Annotated in this window: 20 protein-coding genes; all 20 read left to right on the top strand. The window is 50.1% G+C overall.

The genetic code is table 11. The features are described from left to right. Positions 1–1,407, top strand: coding sequence for a DUF4055 domain-containing protein (locus tag A7Z06_RS05985; RefSeq protein WP_000763709.1), 1,407 nt, complete (start codon positions 1–3; stop codon positions 1,405–1,407). Continuing rightward, complete coding sequence (locus tag A7Z06_RS05980; protein WP_001317036.1) at positions 1,391–2,503, top strand: phage minor head protein; 1,113 nt, start codon at positions 1,391–1,393, stop codon at positions 2,501–2,503. The genes A7Z06_RS05985 and A7Z06_RS05980 overlap by 17 nt, the downstream gene beginning before the upstream one ends. 104 nt (positions 2,504–2,607) lie before the next feature. Then, a complete protein-coding gene (locus tag A7Z06_RS05975) occupies positions 2,608–3,372 on the top strand; it encodes a DUF6651 domain-containing protein (RefSeq protein ID WP_000770038.1) in 765 nt (254 codons plus the stop codon). Between the two features lie 98 nt (positions 3,373–3,470). Continuing rightward, on the top strand, positions 3,471–4,610 hold the full coding sequence (locus A7Z06_RS05970; RefSeq protein ID WP_000918483.1) for a P22 phage major capsid protein family protein: 1,140 nt from the start codon (positions 3,471–3,473) through the stop codon (positions 4,608–4,610). A gap of 42 nt (positions 4,611–4,652) precedes the next feature. Next, on the top strand, positions 4,653–4,829 hold the full coding sequence (locus A7Z06_RS21860) for a hypothetical protein (RefSeq protein WP_000908084.1): 177 nt from the start codon (positions 4,653–4,655) through the stop codon (positions 4,827–4,829). A 3-nt stretch (positions 4,830–4,832) separates the two neighbouring features. Then, the gene (locus tag A7Z06_RS05965) at positions 4,833–5,228 is read left to right on the top strand and encodes a hypothetical protein (RefSeq protein ID WP_000634214.1); all 396 of its coding nucleotides are present in this window, start codon (positions 4,833–4,835) and stop codon (positions 5,226–5,228) included. Beyond that, a complete protein-coding gene (locus A7Z06_RS05960; RefSeq protein WP_000524262.1) occupies positions 5,228–5,611 on the top strand; it encodes a hypothetical protein in 384 nt (127 codons plus the stop codon). Before A7Z06_RS05965 ends, A7Z06_RS05960 begins: the two co-directional genes overlap by 1 nt. Continuing rightward, positions 5,612–5,992, top strand: coding sequence for a hypothetical protein (locus tag A7Z06_RS05955; RefSeq protein ID WP_001029815.1), 381 nt, complete (start codon positions 5,612–5,614; stop codon positions 5,990–5,992). After that, entirely contained in the window at positions 5,989–6,381 is a 393-nt protein-coding gene (locus A7Z06_RS05950; RefSeq protein WP_000144681.1) for a phage tail terminator-like protein, read from the top strand. Before A7Z06_RS05955 ends, A7Z06_RS05950 begins: the two co-directional genes overlap by 4 nt. 26 nt (positions 6,382–6,407) lie before the next feature. Then, the gene (locus A7Z06_RS05945) at positions 6,408–7,370 is read left to right on the top strand and encodes a phage tail tube protein (protein WP_016232665.1); all 963 of its coding nucleotides are present in this window, start codon (positions 6,408–6,410) and stop codon (positions 7,368–7,370) included. Between the two features lie 150 nt (positions 7,371–7,520). Then, the gene (ydaY, locus tag A7Z06_RS05940) at positions 7,521–7,880 is read left to right on the top strand and encodes a protein YdaY (protein WP_123000852.1); all 360 of its coding nucleotides are present in this window, start codon (positions 7,521–7,523) and stop codon (positions 7,878–7,880) included. A 182-nt stretch (positions 7,881–8,062) separates the two neighbouring features. After that, entirely contained in the window at positions 8,063–8,188 is a 126-nt protein-coding gene (locus tag A7Z06_RS22390) for a hypothetical protein (protein WP_260840962.1), read from the top strand. Positions 8,189–8,351: 163 nt separating this feature from the next. After that, entirely contained in the window at positions 8,352–11,585 is a 3,234-nt protein-coding gene (locus tag A7Z06_RS05930; protein ID WP_000840628.1) for a phage tail tape measure protein, read from the top strand. Next, complete coding sequence (locus tag A7Z06_RS05925) at positions 11,578–11,916, top strand: phage tail protein (protein ID WP_029305658.1); 339 nt, start codon at positions 11,578–11,580, stop codon at positions 11,914–11,916. The genes A7Z06_RS05930 and A7Z06_RS05925 overlap by 8 nt, the downstream gene beginning before the upstream one ends. Continuing rightward, positions 11,916–12,614, top strand: a complete 699-nt coding sequence (locus A7Z06_RS05920; RefSeq protein WP_029305657.1) for a phage minor tail protein L — start codon at positions 11,916–11,918, stop codon at positions 12,612–12,614. The genes A7Z06_RS05925 and A7Z06_RS05920 overlap by 1 nt, the downstream gene beginning before the upstream one ends. A 4-nt stretch (positions 12,615–12,618) precedes the next feature. Beyond that, entirely contained in the window at positions 12,619–13,362 is a 744-nt protein-coding gene (locus tag A7Z06_RS05915; RefSeq protein ID WP_001530237.1) for a C40 family peptidase, read from the top strand. Continuing rightward, entirely contained in the window at positions 13,299–13,901 is a 603-nt protein-coding gene (locus A7Z06_RS05910) for a tail assembly protein (protein WP_050496112.1), read from the top strand. Before A7Z06_RS05915 ends, A7Z06_RS05910 begins: the two co-directional genes overlap by 64 nt. A 60-nt stretch (positions 13,902–13,961) precedes the next feature. Next, complete coding sequence (gpJ, locus tag A7Z06_RS05905; RefSeq protein ID WP_097436460.1) at positions 13,962–17,441, top strand: phage attachment tail tip protein J; 3,480 nt, start codon at positions 13,962–13,964, stop codon at positions 17,439–17,441. Between the two features lie 66 nt (positions 17,442–17,507). Beyond that, on the top strand, positions 17,508–18,107 hold the full coding sequence (locus A7Z06_RS05900) for an Ail/Lom family outer membrane beta-barrel protein (RefSeq protein ID WP_001230559.1): 600 nt from the start codon (positions 17,508–17,510) through the stop codon (positions 18,105–18,107). 64 nt (positions 18,108–18,171) lie between these two features. Then, positions 18,172–19,258, top strand: a 1,087-nt coding sequence (locus tag A7Z06_RS05895; RefSeq protein ID WP_198599652.1) for a prophage tail fiber N-terminal domain-containing protein, incomplete at its 3' end; no start/stop codon positions are given.

Genomic DNA, 19,258 nt, shown 5'->3' with positions numbered 1-19,258 from the left:
ATGGCTGATATATCAACACCCAACCTCGACTATAACGATATGCTGGAGGCGTGGGATATTAACGACGCACTGATGGGCGGTACGCTTGAAATGCGCAGGCAGGGGGAAAATTATCTCCCCAAATGGCCTAATGAAGATGAAGACGCTTATAAAAAACGCCTGTCTGTGGCTACGCTACTTCCTGTGTATGAAGAAAGCATCAAACAAAATATTGGGCGAATATTTGCAGAGCCGACAGTATTGAGTGAGGAAACGCCGGAAAAAATCAGGGAATATGCAGAAAATATCGACATGGAGGGGAGCCGACTGGATGTGTGGGCGCAGCAATTTTTCAGTCTCGCATTTCAGTATGGTGTGGCACATGCGCTGGTGGACTATCCACGAACGGATATGAACGAGATTCGGACAAAAGCCGATGAAAACGCGGCCGGTGGTCGCCCGTACGTTACGATGCTGAATCCACGCCAGGTTATTGGATGGAAATCGAAAGTTGAAAAAGGGAAAGTTGTTCTCACTGATTTGCGTATAAAAGAGGTCATCATTATTGATGGTGATGATTTCGGGCAGAAGAAGGTGGAGCAGATCCGCCATATTATGCCCCGTCGAGTAGAAATTTATCGACGCAGCGAAGGTACTAATGGCGAATCTGTCTGGATGCTTCATGAGTCATGGAATACCAGCCGTGATGATATTCCTCTGGTAACACTGTATACGAAGAAAACAGGGTTTATGCGTGGTACACCGCCATTGCTTAATCTTGGCTTGCTGAATATCAAGCACTGGCAAAGCCAGAGCGAGCAGGACAATATTCTTCATGTTGCCCGCGTTCCATTGCTGGTGGCCTACGGGCTGGACAGGAATGAAGAACTGACGGTTGGTGCATCCACCGCTACGATTTTTGAGGACAGAACAAAAAATGGCCTCGAATATGTTGAACATAGTGGCGCAGCGATAGAATCTGGCGAAACATCACTTGAGAAGCTGGAAAATCAGATGCGTCATGCCGGCGCTAAACTTCTGCGGGCTGAAAATACATCCACCAAATCTGTTGATCAGACTAATGAAGAGCGGATGCAGGAACACTCGCCGCTTTATACAATGGCGAACTCCCTCGAAGATGCCCTCGATAATATTCTCCAGATAATGGCGGAATGGAGCGGAGAGAGTTGCGGTGGCAATGTGGATGTGCGCACTGAACTGGATGTATCTGCCCAGGTGTTTGACTCATCCTCCGCGCTGGCTGTTCAGTCATTGCGTCAGGGCGGTGATATACGTCAGATTGATGCGGTTCGGGTGTTGCAGGCGTTGAAATTTATCGATCAGGATTCCCGTCCAGAGGAAGTGATCGATGAATTAAAAAATCAGAGTGTAATGCTGATGGAAATCAATGATGCAAACCGTGAATGAACGGCTGCGTGATGAATCAATTGCTCATGCAGTCTGGATATCCCGCTATAGCACTGGTGTGGCTGCCAGAATGGTGAAAATACTGAATGACAGCGATGCGGAGCTTACAGCTCGCCTGCTGGTAGCACTGGACAGCCTCGATCCTGGTAGTTTTACCGTTACGCGCCTGGAGTCACTTCTGGCGAGTGTCAGAGAGGTTAACCGCGCTGCTATTAACAGCATGTTTACCAGTCTCTCCGGAGAGCTGAACGAGCTGGCAATTTATGAGGCTGGTTATCAGTTAAGTCTGTTTGATTCTCTGCTACCTGATTTTGTTGCTGATGTTCACCCTCTGGTTGGTATATCTTCTGATGCACTTTACGCCGCTGCAATGGCGCGACCATTCCAGGGACGACTGCTCAGTGAGTGGGCCTTGGATCTTGAGGCGGATCGGCTCAGACGCATAACAAATACGGTGCGTCAGGGTTTTTTGCTGGGGGATACCAATGAGCAGATCGCAAGAAAAATTCGGGGACATGTCAGCAAGGGATTTCAGGATGGTGCATTGCAGATGAGCCGGGCTAATGCGGCCAGCATTGCAAAAACAGCGGTTGGACATCTTGCTGCTACTGCCCGTGAGAGTTTTGCCAGCGCGAATAATGATTTGATTAAGGGTAAGCAATGGTTATCAACGCTTGATAATCGTACTACGCCACAATGTCGAATCAGGGATCGCCTCAAATATACGCTGGATAATAAACCTGTAGGTCACAGTGTGCCTTATTTGCATGGGCCGGGAAAAATTCATTTCTGCTGCCGCTCAACGGAAACGTTCATTCTGAAATCAGCGAAGGAACTGGGTATTGATGTTCGTGATATTTCCCCGGCTGAGCGGGCCAGCATGGATGGCGTGGTGGCCGGAGATACAACCTACAGGGAATGGTTTTTGCGTCAGCCTTACACCAGACAAAAACAGATTGTGGGGGAAACCCGGGCAAAGCTGATTCGGGATGGCGGTATGTCGCCAGATGAATTTTACACCGATAAAGGCGAATGGCTGACGCTGAAGCAACTCCGTGAGCGTGATGCACAGGTATTCAGAAAAGCAGGGATTTAAATAAATCATTTATTACAACAGGCTACCTTCGGGTGGCCTTTTTTATTGCTGCGATCCGGATGGTGAGCAGCGTAACTGTCGGAAGACTTAAACCAGGTACTAATATGAAACTGAAAACGGTCGAGATTAACGGAAAACAATACGCAGAAATTGATACTGCTGGCCTGCCAGTTTATGTGCACGACGATGGTAAAGAAATCGGCTTCGATGCACCGCTGGCGATAAAAAAAATTACAGAGCTTAATGGCGAGGCAAAAAATCATCGCCTGGCTAAAGAAGCTGCAGAGGAAAAACTGGCTAAGTTTGCCGCTATCGAAGACCCGAAGAAGGCGATCGAGGCACTGGAAATGCTGTCAAAAATCGACCAGAAAAAGCTGATCGATGCGGGACAGGTTGACCAGGTTAAGGCAGAAATTACGAAAAATTTTCAGCAGCAATTAGATGAAGAAAAGCAACGCTCTCAGATGCTGGAGACGCAGCTTTACGATTCTATGATTGGCGGTAGTTTTGCGGGTTCAAAATATATTGCCGATAAAATTGCGATCCCGGCAGATTTATTACAAGCCCGCTTCGGGCAGGCATTCAAAGTGGAAGAAGGGAAGATCGTTGCTTATGACGCTTCCGGCAACAAAATTTATTCCCGCGCGAAGCCTGGCGAACTGGCGCAGTTTGATGAGGCGCTGGAGTTCCTCGTCGAAAATTACCCTCAGAAAGACTACATCCTGAAAGCCAGTGGCAACAATGGCGGCGGCTCCCGTCCGACACAGCATGATGTTGGTCAGAAAACGATGAAACGCTCTGCTTTTGATGCACTGGATGTTGCAGGTAAGCAAAACGCATTGAAAGACGGTATCACAATTGTTGATTAACACATTTGTCAGCTTCCGGATGGGAGCTGGTGTCAGGGCTGGATAGCTCATTACTCCATCTATTCACAATTACGCAAATTTTTAAGGAATATTTAATTATGGCTGGAAATACCCTGACCGGGTTGATCCCGACTATTTATACCGCCCTGGATATTGTATCCCGTGAGCAGGTAGGTTTTATCCCTGCGGTAGCAAAAAACGCAAAAGCTGACGCCGCAGCAAAAGATCAGACGGTAACCGCGCCAGTTGCGCCTGAGGCGAAAACCGAAGATATCGTACCGGGGCCGTCAGCTCCGAATACCGGTGATCAAAATATTGGCACTGTTGATGTGAAAATTACTAAATCCAAAATGGCACCGGTTAAATGGAATGGTGAAGAACAACTGGCTCTTGGCCCTTCAGGGACTTACAACACCATTCTGGCTGATCAGTTCAAGCAGGCTTTTCGCGCCCTTGCAAACGAGGTTGAGGCTGATCTTGGTGCGTTGTATTTCGGTGCTTCCCGCGCCGTGGGAACCGCAGGGACAACGCCGTTTGGTGTTAAAGATGATCTTTCTGATGCTGCTCTGGCTCGTCAGGTTCTGGAGGATAACGGCGCACCGACAACCGATCTGCAGATGGTGCTTGGCTCCACTGCCATTGCTAATTTGCGCGGAAAACAGTCTGTACTGTTTAAAGTGAATGAATCCGGCACTGAACAGCTACTGCGTGAGGGCGTGTTGGGGCGTCTGGAGGGATTCAATATTCACAGTTCGGCAGGTGTAAAACGAGCGCCAAAGGTTGCTGCAACTGGTTATCTCGTGAATGGCGAGAAAAAAGAAGGCGATGTTCTTATTTCCATTGATACTGGTTCGGGGAGTATTTCTGCAGGTCAGATTGTTACGTTCGCTGGCGATCCGAATCAGTATGTTGTGGCAGCAGCGACCAGCAATCTGATTACTCTTGCAGCGCCCGGACTGCGTCAGGATCTGGCCGATGATACTGCAATCACAGTTGTTGGCTCCTTTACTGCAAATATGGCGTTTGATCGCAACGCGTTTCTGCTGGCATCCCGTACTCCGGCAATGCCGGAAGGTGGCGATAATGCTGATGATGTAATGAATGTTACGGACCCGATTTCAGGGATTACGTTCCAGATTGCACTGTATCGTCAGTATCGCCAGGTGCGCTATGAAGTTGGACTGGCATGGGGTGTTTCATCAGTGAAGCCGGCACATGGTTGTCTGATTCTTGGTTAAACATTCAAACGGGGCTTCGGCCCCATTTTTAATGGGGGGCATATGGCCGGATTAACTAAAGAGCAAAGAGCACAGCGTGAAGCCGCACAAAAAACGCAAATTGAGTTAGTGGTTATGGTGACCGATTATCAGATGTTTCCCGGCGCACCAACTATCGCTAATGTTCATCCTGATGAAGTTGACAACTGGAAGGCTATGGGCTGGAAAACTCAGGAGTAACACATGATCACTTACGTGACCTGTGATGACGTTGATAATGCGTTTGGGAACGCCTGGACGAGTGAGAACGCTAAAAATAAAGCTGTTTTAATGGCTAATGCCTGGCTTAATGGCTTCAACCTGAAAATTAACCCATCCCGTATTCCGGAAGAGGTAAAACTTGCGGGAGCATATGCAGCCAGAATTGCCTCATTCGGTAAGTTGTTTCAGCAGAAAAATGATTCTGGCGTTGTTATCAGTAAAGCCGTGTCGGCTGACGGGGTCAGTGTATCGAAATCATTTTCTGAGTTGCCAGCAAACAGCACTGCATTGCTTGAACCCGATTTACAGCTTGCGATAGCACTGCTGAAACCGTACGGACTTAGTCGCTCACAAGTCAGGGTTGTGAGGGGGGGATAATGGGGCTTCGTGAAGAGATTCAGTCAGAGGTTGCCGCTGCTTTTGATGAGGATTTAGCGGACGCCGTGAGTGATTTTTCTGGTTCTTACGTTACGCACCGGCACTGGGATCCTGTGACGGAAACTGGCGGCGAATCCACCGAAATCTATACCGGGCGAGGCGTGTTGACACGTTATAAGCTGGGCAGAATTGATGGGATTAATATTTTGCATGGTGACCTTAAATTAACCGCTCTGGTATGCGAGGTTACGGATAAACCAGCTGTCGACCATATTATTGAGATTTATGATCCTGTATCAAGGCAGTTACAACGATACGAGGTAATTACAGCAAGTGTAGATCCTTCCGCATCAGTTTACTCTATCCAGTTAAGGAGAGCGTAAATGGCAAAGGCATGGGATATAGAACCGTCAATATTTGCCGGGATGATTGAGGAAGATGTAGGGCTGAAGATTCGCTACATCGCTATTCAGATTCTTACTGCTATTGATATTGCTGCTCCGGTTGATACCGGACGTTTCAGAAATAACAACCTGGTGTCGTTACAGCATCCCGATTTTGGTATATCTGATAACGTGGATCCGAACGGTACGATTGCTGTTCAGCGTGGGATCGGGGTTATTTCGAAAGCTGCAAATTACGGAGTTATTTATATCCAGAATAACCTTCCTTATGCAGAGGCTCTTGAAAACGGTCATTCACAACAAGCGCCAACTGGCGTGTATGCCAACGCTTTTCATGGTGTTTTACAGGCTTACAAATGACGTTTACTGAAATCAGAAATACGGTTATTTCCAGAATGACGGCACAGACGATTATTGATGGAAAAGACGTATTGTATCCGAACGCGCCAACGTTCGATCCTTCCGGTAAGTTAATCTGGGCGCGGTTAAGTAATATTCCCGGGCAGGCTGGAGTTAATGAAATTGGCGCGGGGCCGGTTGTTTATCGCACGGGGATAATCATTATTCAGTTATTTGTCCCCGCAGGTTCTGGTTCAAAACTCATTACTGAGACAGCCGATAAATTGCGGGAACTGTTTGAGTTTCAGGATGACGATCGTCTCAGTTACCAGGCTGTTTCCTCAATAGCCGTCGGCGAAAAGAATGGCTGGTTCCAGCTTAATCTTCAAATTCCATATCGCGCGCTCTAGCGCAATTAATGACATAGGAGGCTCCTGTGAGTTCAGGTGCAAAGGTTATCTCGGCATTTATCCGGGAGACAGTTGCAGGCACTACGCCAGCAAGTGGTGACTGGAGTTTATTAAAACGCACAAGCTGGGGAGTAAAACCCACCCAGAATAAAGGCGAAAATAATGAGATTGGTGGCTCCCGGATGGCTCAGGGGGCGACGCCTGGCACTGTGGATGTCGGCGGTGATGTTGGTACCAAATTTCGCTGGGGTCAACATGATGATTTTCTTGCATCCTGTTTCGGCGCGGAATGGTCAGGCGATTCTCTGACAATGGGGAATGAGCGAATAACATTTTCTCTGGCGACCTATGCGTCCGATGTCGGAATTGCCTCTGTCGTCAGAGGAGCGCAGGTTGGCTCATGGAAAATGCAGATCCCTAACGACGGCGATATTACAGCGACCGTAACCTTTGCCGGGCTGGGCTGGGAATCAAAGGCCGATGATACGAATTTTATCAAAGGCGAACCTGTGGATAGTGCAGGAAAGTTACGCTATTCGTTTAAGGAGGTTTCAGCAGTAAGCCTGAATGGTGTTGCCGGAGGTAACGGTTTTTGTATCGACAGTTTTGATATTCAGTTCGATAACAAACTCCAGACACAGCGTTGTATCGGGACTGGCTCGCCTTATGCAGGAGCAAATATTCCGACTACTTTTACACCGTCCGGTACGGTGACGCTTTCATGGTCTAAAGCCGCGTGGGAAATCTGGAGTAAAACACTGACTGGAGAAACAGTTCCGTTCAGCTTCACGCTTTCGAATGGAGAGGGGGCATACACTTTCAGTTTCCCGAAGGTTCAGGTGTCAGGTGAATGGCCTGATGGGGGTAATACTGACATTATCCAGGTTCAATTGAGCATTACCGCAGCAGATGAAGCACCTACGATAACCAGAAAAAAATGCTCCCCGACTGCCGTGATCGCAAAAGCCAGTGCTGATGCGATTAGTTGATTTTCCGTTATTCCCCCTGTGGTACTGCACTACAGGGGGACGCATTGAATGAGGTTATGGATGTTTATTCTTAATCAGAAAATTATCATCGGTGGAGAACGCTGGTTTACGCCAATGAAGGACTTAAAACCTGTAGACGGGTTAAAACTGTTGGTGGCAAGCAGCGATAACGATCAGTATCGCTCCCGTAATGCATTAATCCGTCGTCACATTGAGAAAATGGATGCCAGTTTGCACGTCGGAACGAAGGAGTTTGATATTTCAAAGGTTTCCGAGGTAGATTCTGTTGATGATTTACTCATTGATAATGCTGCTCGTTATCTGCTGAAAGACTGGAAAGGGGTTGGTGAACTGGTTAATGGTGCTGAGGTTGCACTGGAATATACGCCAGAACGAGGGATCGCGCTGCTTAAGCAGAATCCAGAGTTGTACTGGCAGATCCTTGCAGAAGCAGCCAGCATCGCCCAGGGTAAAGAGCTGCAGAAGCAGGATACGATAAAAAAGCCATAGCCGCCCAGCGGTGGTTATCGGAGTTCGGGGGAGAAAGGGGGGAAAAGGCAAGATGGAAGCGAGAAAAACTCAGGTTGCCACCGATACCGGAACCAGAAATAGACCCGGTGCTTAAGGAATTGTTGTACGCCTATTCGGTAATATCCCGTGCCCGACGTTATGCTGGAATGACCGGGGTGCCTTTGCCTATATCTCTGACAGAGATAAATGAATATTTAGCCACTCATCCGGTATTGATTGAGCGCGATGAGTTTGAAGCAGTGATCTTTGCACTGGATGACCAGTATTTTCAGGAGCAGTGTGTGTAGTTGTTAATTACGTACACTCTGTTACAGAGATGTGATGGTGTCTTTAATTAAATCGATGATGCTCCTGGAGAAAAGCATTGCGTGGCCTCGTAATCGCTATATCTACTATTATGTCGCCTGAAACCCACTTCGGTGGGCTTTTTGTTGTCTGGAGTTTTAATAAATGGCAGAGCAAACCTCGCGTCTCGCAATAATTATTGATAGCACTGGAGCAAAAAATAATGCTGACAATCTGACCTCCTCATTAGTCAAAATGACGCAGGCCGGGGAAACTGCTGCAAATAGCGCAGGGAAAGTGACTAAGGCAACAGAAGATGAGAAGAACGCGCTCGCAAAATTAAAAGCAGCTATTGATCCAGTTGGTGCCGCAATTGATACTGTCGGTCGACGCTATTCTGAATTAAAGAAATTTTTCGATAAAGGGCTTATTGATAAAGAAGAATATGAATTTCTTGTCCGTAAACTTAATGAAACCACAGAGGAATTGAGCGGGGTTGCGCAAGCGCAGAGAGAAGCCGAGAAGGCCGGAAAACTTGCTGCCGCCCAGCAGGAATCGCAGGCTCAGGCCTTTCAAAGAATGCTGGACAAGATCGACCCTCTGGTTGCGGCGCTAAGAAATCTTGAACAACAGCAGGATGAACTTAATGCTGCGTTTGCATCCGGGAAAATAAATGGTTCTCAGTTTGAGAATTATAGCCGAAAAATACAGGAAACACGGCGAGAGCTTACCGGAGAGGCTCAGGCAGAGCGAGAAGCAGCAAAAGCGCATGATGAACAGGTTGCTGCTTTGCAACGTCTGATTGCTCAACTTGACCCTGTCGGAACTGCTTTTAATCGTCTGGTAGAACAACAGAAACAGCTCAATGAAGCAAAAGCTAAGGGGATGCTCTCTCCTGAAATGTATGAGGAACTTTCTGGAAAACTTCGTGCTATGCGGAGTGAGCTTGAGGTTACTCAATCTCAATTAAGCAAAACCGGAATGTCGGCAAAACAAACGGCTTTTGCTATGCGCATGTTGCCTGCACAAATGACGGATATTGTTGTTGGGTTGTCCACTGGTCAGTCGCCTTTTATGGTGTTAATGCAGCAGGGCGGCCAGCTAAAAGATATGTTCGGTGGGATTGGCCCGGCGATCAAAGGTGTTGGTTCTTATGTGCTGGGATTAATTAATCCTTTTACCCTGGCCGCAGCAGCCGTTGGCGTCTTAGGGCTGGCTTACTATAAAGGCTCTCAGGAGCAGGACGAATTTAATAAATCTCTTATTCTTACCGGAAATCAGTTGGGGACAACCAGCGGGCAATTGGCCGATATAGCTCAACGTGCCGGGAATGCGGCTGATTCGACAACTGGCGCTGCGGCGGCAGTATTAAACCAGCTTGTGCGTTCGGGAAAGGTAGCGAGCAGTTCGCTGGAGCAAGTGACGACAGCGATAGTAAAAACGAGCGAAGTAACAGGAATATCAACCGAACAACTGGTTAATGACTTCAATGAAATTGCAAAGGATCCTGTCAGTGCCATATCAAAACTTAATGATCAGTACCATTTTCTGACAATTGCGACTTATAACCAGATTAAGGCGCTACAGGATGAAGGGAACCAGCAGGAGGCCGCCCGCATTGCGACAGAAGCATACTCATCCTCAATGATCCAGCGCACCAACCAGATTAAAGAAAATCTTGGTTATCTTGAGACTGCATGGAAAGCTGTCGCTGAGTCCGCAAAATGGGCATGGGATTCCATGCTGGATATTGGTCGTGATGCCTCCCTTGATCAAAAAATCTCAGATGTTCTCCATCAAATTGATGAAATAGAAAAAAATACCCGACCCGGAGCTTTCGGGTTAGGTGGCATTGGGGATGGCGGCGCTCAAAATAAAAGGCTGGCACGATTAAAGCAGCAATTGGGCGTACTTCAAGCAGAAAAAATTGCTCAGGACGTACTAAATTCATCAATAACCGATTACAACAAGCGACAACAGGAAGGAATTGAACTCAGACAGAAAGCAGATGCCTTTTCAAAACAATATCAGACCCGGGAGCAGCAGAGAGCCAGTGAACTTGCAAAACTGGAAAAGCTAAAGAGTCAGTATTCAAAGGAAGAATATAATAATCTTGTCGCTCAAATAAATGAGCGTTATAAAGATCCAAAGCTACCAAAGGCGAAAGGTTATTCGGATGATGCTGCCCAACGAATGATTGATCATCTGAATCAACAGAATGCGTTACTAAGTTCACAAGCTGAATTGACCGTTAAATTAAGTTCCTCTGAACAGGAACTGGTTAAGTGGCGTCAGCAGATTGCCGACCTGGAGTCACGACCGTCATCGAAATTAACCCAGGATCAGAAATCGCTTCTCTTACACCGGGAAGAAATAACCGCGTTGATGGAGAAAAATGTTGCGATTGAAAAAAATAACAGGCTAATCAAGGAATCAACCGAAATAGCCGCATGGCGTGATTCATTGCAGGCTTCGATTGATAATCGTCAGCAGGGGTATGATATTCAGATTGCTGGTTATGGGCTTGGCGATAAAAATCAGCAACGTCAGCAGGAATTACTGCGGATTGAACGTGAATATAACAACCAGCGTCTGCAACTTGAACGTGACTATGCAGATAAATCCCGTGGAATGTCAGATCATGTTTTTCAGGAGAAAATGCAGGCTCTGAATGATGCTCTGGAACGAGAAAAAGAAATTGTCAGACAGAAAAACGAGCAGGTCGATATTCAGGCAGGAGACTGGGTTAGTGGTGCCTCCCAGGGATTCAATAACTGGCTGGATGACACTAAGGATATCAGTGAGCAGATAAAATCAACCACGACTCAGATGTTTGATGGGATGACCGATGCGCTGGGTGATTTTGTCACGACAGGCAAGGCAAATTTTCGTTCTTTCGCTACTTCCGTGATTTCGGATCTTAGTCGAATAGCATTAAAGGCTTCAATTACTGGGATTTTCGACAGCATTAGTAACAGTTCTTCTGGGGGGATTTTAGGAACTATCGGGAGTGCTATTAGTAAATTTATTCCGAATGCAAAGGGCGGTGTTTATGAGTCTCCGTCATTGAGCACGTATTCGAACGGTATTTATGATTCCCCGCAATTTTTTGCTTTTGCAAAAGGGGCGGGTGTTTTTGGTGAGGCTGGACCGGAAGCCATTATGCCATTAACACGAACTTCCGATGGTTCTCTTGGTGTCAGAGCTATTAATAGTAAAAGTGGTAATGGAGGCGGAGATATTACCTATGCCCCTGTATACCAAATCACTATTCAAAATGACGGCCAGAATGGAGAGGTTGGCCCTCAGGCAATAAAAGCACTTATGGGGATGGTTGATCAGCGGGTGCAGGGCACTCTGTTAAATATGCGACGTGATGGGGGAATGTTAAGTGGCTAATACGGAAGAATTTCACTGGTTACCAGAGGATGGAATGAAAACAGAAAATAAACCATCGATAAAAATTGTAAGACTTGGCGATGGTTATGAGCAACGAAGTCCAAATGGACTTAATCATTCTCTGCGCGTTTTTACCTGTGATTTCAAAGTTGAGGCGAATGAACGTGATTCATTTGAAAAATTTTTAGCCCGGCATGAAGGCTATAAATCTTTTTTTTGGCGCCCGCCGGGTATTAACAGAAAAATCAGAGTGGTGTGTCGAACGTGGTCAGCGACAGAACATATCACCTATACCGATTTTTCGTGTCAGTTTGACGAAGTGGTGATCTGATGCAGGACATACAACAGGAAACACTGAATGAATGCATTCGGGCGGAGCAGTCGGCCAGCGTGGTGCTCTGGGAAATCGACCTGACAGAGGTAGGCGGGGATCGCTACTTTTTCTGCAATGAGCAGAATGAAAGAGGTGAGCCGGTTACCTGGCAGGGGCGGCAGTATCAGGCATATCCCATTCAGGGGACGGGATTTGAACTGAACGGCAAGGGCAGTGCTGCCCGTCCGACACTGACGGTTTCTAACCTGCACGGCATGGTCACCGGGATGGCGGAAGACCTGCAGAGTCTGGTCGGCGGAACGGTGGTCAGGCGTAAGGTTTACGCCCGTTTTCTGGATGCGGTGAACTTCGTCAACGGAAACAGCGACGCCGATCCGGAGCAGGAGGTGATCAGCCACTGGCGCATCGAGCAGTGCAGCGAACTGAGCGCGGTCAGTGCCTCCTTTGTACTGGCCACGTCGACGGAAACGGACGGCGCTGTTTTTCCGGGACGTATCATGCTGGCCAACACCTGCACCTGGACCTATCGCGGCGATGAGTGCGGTTATCACGGTCCGGCGGTCGCGGATGAATATGACCAGCCAACGTCCGATATCACGAAGGATAAATGCAGCAAATGCCTGAGCGGATGTAAGTTCCGCAATAACGTCGGCAACTTTGGCGGCTTCCTTTCCATTAACAAACTTTCGCAGTAAACCCATGACAGAGACAGAATCAGCGATTCTGGCGCACGCCCGGCGATGTGCGCCAGCGGAGTCGTGCGGCTTCGTGGTGAGAACGCCGGAAGGGGAAAGATATTTTCCCTGTGTGAATATCTCCGGTAAGCCGGAGGCGTATTTCAGGCTGTCGCCGGAAGACTGGCTGCAGGCAGAAATGCAGGGTGAGATTGTGGCGCTGGTCCACAGCCACCCCGGTGGTCTGCCCTGGCTGAGTGAGGCCGACCGGCGGCTGCAGGTGCAGAGTGATTTGCCGTGGTGGCTGGTCTGCCGGGGGACGATTCATAAGTTCCGCTGTGTGCCGCATCTCACCGGGCGGCGCTTTGAGCACGGGGTGACGGATTGTTACACGCTGTTCCGGGATGCTTATCATCTGGCGGGGATTGAGATGCCGGATTTTCATCGCGGGGATGACTGGTGGCGTAACGGTCAGAATCTCTATCTGGATAATCTGGAGGCCACGGGGCTGTATCAGGTGCCGTTGTCATCAGCACAACCGGGCGATGTGCTGTTGTGCTGTTTTGGTTCATCGGTGCCGAATCATGCCGCCATTTACTGTGGTGACGGCGAGCTGCTGCACCATATTCCTGAACAACTGAGCAAACGAGAGAGGTATACCGACAAATGGCAGCGACGCACACACTCCCTCTGGCGTCACCGGGCATGGCACGCATCTGCCTTTACGGGGATTTACAACGATTTGGTCGCCGCATCGATCTGCGTGTGAAAACGGGAGCCGAAGCCATCCGGGCGCTGGCTATGCAGTTTCCGGCGTTTCGTCAGAAACTGAGCGACGGCTGGTATCAGGTGCGCATTGCCGGGCGTGATGCAGGCGAAAACGAATTATCAGCTCGTCTTAATGAACCGCTGGCGAATGGAGCAGTGATCCACATCGTGCCGCGTCTGGCAGGAGCCAAAAGTGGCGGTGTGTTTCAGGCAGTGCTGGGAGCTGCTGTTATGGCGGTTGCTATATGGATGCCGGGGGTAGGAATAATGGCGAGTAATCTGCTGTTTTCTCTCGGTGCCAGTATGACGCTTGGCGGTGTTGCACAGATGCTGGCTCCTAAACCCAAAACCCCCCGTACACAGACAACGGATAACGGCAAGCAGAATACCTATTTTTCTTCGCTGGATAATATGATTGCCCAGGGTAATCCGTTACCGGTTCTGTACGGTGAAATGCGTGTGGGGTCACGTGTTGTTTCTCAGGAGATCAGCACGGCAGACGAAGGGGACGGTGGTCAGGTTGTGGTGATTGGTCGCTGATGCAAAATATTTTATGTGAAACCGCCTCCGGGCGGTTTTGTCGTTTATGGAGCGTTAGGAATGGGTAAAGGCAGCAGTAAGGGGCATACCCCGCGCGAAGCGAAGGACAACCTGAAATCCACGCAGTTACTGAGTGTGATCGATGCCATCAGCGAAGGGCCGATTGAAGGTCCGGTGGATGGATTAAAAAGCGTGCTGCTGAACAGTACGCCGGTGCTGGATAGCGAAGGGAATACCAACATCGCCGGTGTCACGGTGGTGTTCCGGGCAGGTGAGCAGGAGCAGACACCGCCGGAGGGTTTTGAATCCTCCGGCTCCGAGACGGTGCTGGGTACGGAAGTGAAATACGACACGCCGATAACCCGCACCATCACGTCTGCAAATATCGACCGTCTGCGCTTTACCTTTGGTGTGCAGGCACTGGTGGAAACCACCTCAAAGGGTGACCGGAATCCGTCGGAAGTCCGCCTGCTGGTTCAGATACAACGTAACGGTGGCTGGGTGACGGAAAAAGACATCACCATTAAGGGCAAAACCACCTCACAGTATCTGGCCTCGGTGGTGGTGGGTAACCTGCCGCCGCGCCCGTTCAGTATCCGGATGCGCAGGATGACGCCGGACAGCACTACAGACCAGCTGCAGAACAAAACGCTCTGGTCGTCATACACCGAAATCATCGATGTGAAACAGTGCTACCCGAACACGGCACTGGTCGGCGTACAGGTGGACTCGGAGCAGTTCGGCAGCCAGCAGGTGAGTCGTAATTATCATCTTCGCGGGCGCATTCTGCAGGTGCCGTCGAACTATAACCCGCAGACGCGACAATACAGCGGTATCTGGGACGGAACGTTAAAACCAGCATACAGCAACAACATGGCCTGGTGTCTGTGGGATATGCTGACCCATCCGCGCTACGGCATGGGGAAACGTCTTGGTGCGGCGGATGTGGATAAATGGGCGCTGTATGTCATCGGCCAGTACTGCGACCAGTCAGTGCCGGACGGCTTTGGCGGCACGGAGCCGCGCATCACCTGTAATGCGTACCTGACCACACAGCGCAAGGCGTGGGATGTGCTCAGTGATTTCTGCTCGGCGATGCGCTGTATGCCGGTATGGAACGGGCAGACGCTGACGTTCGTGCAGGACCGACCGTCGGATAAGGTGTGGACCTATAACCGCAGTAATGTGGTGATGCCGGATGATGGCGCGCCGTTCCGCTACAGCTTCAGCGCCCTGAAGGACCGCCATAATGCCGTTGAAGTGAACTGGATTGACCCGGATAACGGCTGGGAAACGGCAACAGAGCTTGTGGAGGACACGCAGGCCATTGCCCGTTACGGTCGTAACGTCACGAAGATGGATGCTTTTGGCTGTACCAGCCGGGGGCAGGCGCACCGCGCCGGGCTGTGGCTGATTAAAACGGAACTGCTGGAAACGCAGACCGTGGACTTCAGCGTGGGCGCAGAAGGGCTTCGCCATGTACCGGGCGATGTCATTGAAATCTGTGATGATGACTATGCCGGTATCAGCATCGGTGGTCGCGTGCTGGCGGTGAACAGCCAGACCCGGACGCTGACGCTCGACCGTGAAATCACGCTGCCATCCTCCGGTACCACGCTGATAAGCCTGGTTGACGGAAGTGGCAATCCGGTCAGCGTGGAGGTTCAGTCCGTCACCGACGGCGTGAAGGTAAAAGTGAGCCGTGTTCCTGACGGTGTTGCTGAATACAGCGTATGGGGGCTGAAGCTGCCGACGCTGCGCCAGCGTCTGTTCCGCTGTGTGAGTATCCGTGAGAACGATGACGGTACGTATGCCATCACTGCCGTGCAGCATGTACCGGAGAAAGAAGCCATCGTGGATAACGGGGCGCACTTTGACGGTGACCAGAGCGGCACGGTGAATGGTGTCACGCCGCCAGCAGTGCAGCACCTGACCGCAGAAGTCACTGCAGACAGCGGGGAATATCAGGTGCTGGCGCGATGGGACACACCGAAGGTGGTGAAGGGCGTGAGCTTCCTGCTTCGCCTGACCGTGGCAGCGGATGACGGCAGTGAGCGGCTGGTCAGCACGGCCCGGACGACGGAAACCACTTACCGCTTCACACAACTGGCTCTGGGGAACTACAGGCTGACAGTCCGGGCAGTAAATGCGTGGGGGCAGCAGGGCGATCCGGCGTCGGTATCGTTCCGGATTGCCGCACCGGCAGCGCCGTCGCGGATTGAGCTGACGCCGGGCTATTTTCAGATAACCGCCACGCCGCATCTTGCGGTTTATGATCCGACGGTACAGTTTGAGTTCTGGTTCTCGGAAAAACGGATTGCTGATATCAGGCAGGTTGAAACCAGCGCGCGTTATCTTGGTACGGCGCTGTACTGGATAGCCGCCAGTATCAATATCAAACCGGGCCATGATTATTATTTTTACGTTCGCAGTGTGAACACCGTTGGCAAATCGGCATTCGTGGAGGCTGTTGGTCAGCCGAGTGATGATGCATCCGGCTATCTGGATTTTTTCAAAGGCAAGATAGGGAAAACCCATCTGGCTCAGGAGCTGTGGACGCAGATTGATAACGGTCAGCTTGCGCCTGACCTGACTGAAATCAGGACGTCCATAACGGATGTCAGCAATGAAATAACACAGACCGTCAATAAGAAACTGGAAGACCAGAGTGCAGCGATCCAGCAGATACAGAAGGTTCAGGTTGATACAAATAATAACCTGAACAGCATGTGGGCAGTGAAGCTGCAGCAGATGCAGGACGGACGCCTTTATATTGCGGGTATCGGTGCCGGTATTGAGAACACCCCCGACGGCATGCAGAGTCAGGTGCTGCTGGCGGCAGACAGGATTGCGATGATTAATCCTGCGAATGGCAACACAAAGCCGATGTTTGTTGGTCAGGGCGATCAGATATTCATGAATGACGTGTTCCTGAAATATCTGACGGCTCCCACCATTACCAGCGGCGGTAATCCTCCGGCATTTTCCCTGACACCGGACGGGCGACTGACGGCGAAAAATGCGGATATCAGTGGCAGTGTGAATGCGAACGCCGGGACGCTCAACAACGTTACGATAAATGAGAACTGTCAGATTAAAGGGAAACTGTCAGCCAACCAGATTGAAGGCGATATTGTCAAAACAGTGGGTAAGGCTTTCCCGCGGGACTCCCGGGCACCGGAGCGGTGGCCATCAGGGACCATTACCGTCAGGATTTATGACGATCAGCCGTTTGACCGGCAGATTGTTATTCCGGCGGTGGCATTCAGCGGTGCTAAACATGAGAGAGAGCATACTGATATTTACTCCTCATGCCGTCTGATAGTGCGGAAAAACGGTGCTGAAATTTATAACCGTACCGCGCTGGATAATACGCTGATTTACAGTGGCGTTATTGATATGCCAGCTGGTCACGGCCACATGACGCTGGAGTTTTCGGTGTCAGCATGGCTGGTAAATGACTGGTATCCCACAGCAAGTATCAGCGATTTGCTGGTTGTGGTGATGAAGAAAGCCACCGCAGGCATCAGTATCAGCTGAATTTTATAACCCATAACGGGCGTCAGAAATGACGCCTTTTTTATTGCAGAAAAGCGAGAGGTAATTATGCGTAAACTTTATGCCGCCATTTTGTCCGTAGCCATTTGTCTGGCCGTATCCGGTGCGTCTGCATGGGCGTCTGAACATCAGTCCACGCTGAGCGCGGGGTATCTTCATGCCTCGACGAACGTTCCCGGCAGCGATGATCTGAACGGGATTAACGTGAAATACCGTTATGAGTTTACGGACACGCTGGGGCTGGTGACGTCATTCAGTTATGCCAATGCCAAAGATGAGCAAAAAACGCATTACAGCGATATCCGCTGGCATGAAGATTCCGTGCGTAACCGCTGGTTCAGCGTGATGGCGGGGCCGTCTGTGCGCGTGAATGAATGGTTCAGCGCGTATGCGATGGCGGGTATGGCTTACAGCCGTGTTTCGACTTTCTCCGGAGATTATATCCGCGTAACTGACAACAAGGGGAAAACGCACGATGTGCTGACCGGAAGTGATGACGGTCGCCACAGCGACACGTCTCTGGCATGGGGGGCTGGCGTGCAGTTTAACCCGACCGAATCCGTGGCCATTGATATTGCTTATGAAGGTTCCGGCAGTGGCGACTGGCGCACTGACGGTTTCATCGTTGGTGTCGGTTATAAATTCTGATTAGCCAGGTAACACAGTGTTATGACAGCCCGCCGGTTCAGGCGGGCTTTTTTGTGGAGTGGATATGGCAGCAGTAAAAATCTCAGGTGTGCTGAAAGATGGTGCGGGAAAACCAATACAGAACTGCACTATTCAACTGAAGGCAAAGCGTAACAGCACCACGGTACTGGTCAACACAGTGGCCTCTGAAAATCCGGATGAAGCCGGGCGTTACAGCATGGATGTTGAGTATGGCCAGTACAGCGTCACCCTGCTGGTTGAAGGTTTTCCGCCTTCACATGCCGGAACCATTACCGTCTATGAAGGTTCCAGACCAGGTACGCTGAATGATTTTCTCGGTGCCATGACGGAAGATGATGTCATGCCGGAGGCATTGCGTCGTTTTGAGGAAATGGTGGAAGAAGCGGCACGCAACGCTGAAGCCGCCTCTCAGAGCGCAGCGGCGGCAAAGAAATCCGAAACTGCAGCGGCATCATCGAAGAACGCGGCGAAAACATCAGAGACGAATGCAGGTAACAGCGCGAAAGCGGCAGCTTCTTCAAAAACAGCCGCACAAAACGCAGCAACAGCGGCAGAACGTTCAGAGACAAATGCCCGTGCGTCAGAAGAAGCCTCCGCAGACAGTGAAGAGGCTTCCCGCCGTAATGCAGAGTCAGCCGCTGAAAATGCCGGAGTCGCCACCACAAAAGCGCGGGAGGCCGCAGCAGACGCAACAAAGGCCGGGCAGAAAAAGGATGAGGCTCTGTCGGCAGCGACACGAGCTGAAAAGGCGGCAGACCGCGCAGAAGCCGCAGCGGAAGTGACTGCAGAGCCCTATGCGAATATAGTGCCGCCGCTGCCTGATGTGTGGATACCGTTTAACGATTCGCTGGATATGATTACGGGTTTTTCGCCATCTTATAAAAAGATTGTTATTGGTGACGATGAAATAACAATGCCAGGCGACAAGATTGTTAAGTTTAAACGTGCTTCAACAGCAACGTATATTAATAAGTCCGGCCAACTCAAGCTTGCTGAAGTTGACGAACCGCGATTTGAGCGCGATGGCTTATTGATTGAAGGACAGAGGACAAATTATCTGAGGAACTCAAATAAACCAGACTCATGGACTGTTCATTCCGCACTGAATAAAACATTTGGCACTGATAAAC

Origin of the sequence: Escherichia sp. MOD1-EC6819, from assembly GCF_002965765.1 — a bacterium.
GTDB lineage: Bacteria > Pseudomonadota > Gammaproteobacteria > Enterobacterales > Enterobacteriaceae > Escherichia > Escherichia ruysiae.
Note: the sequence above shows the minus strand (reverse complement) of the source record. Positions and strands in the feature narration are given on the sequence as shown.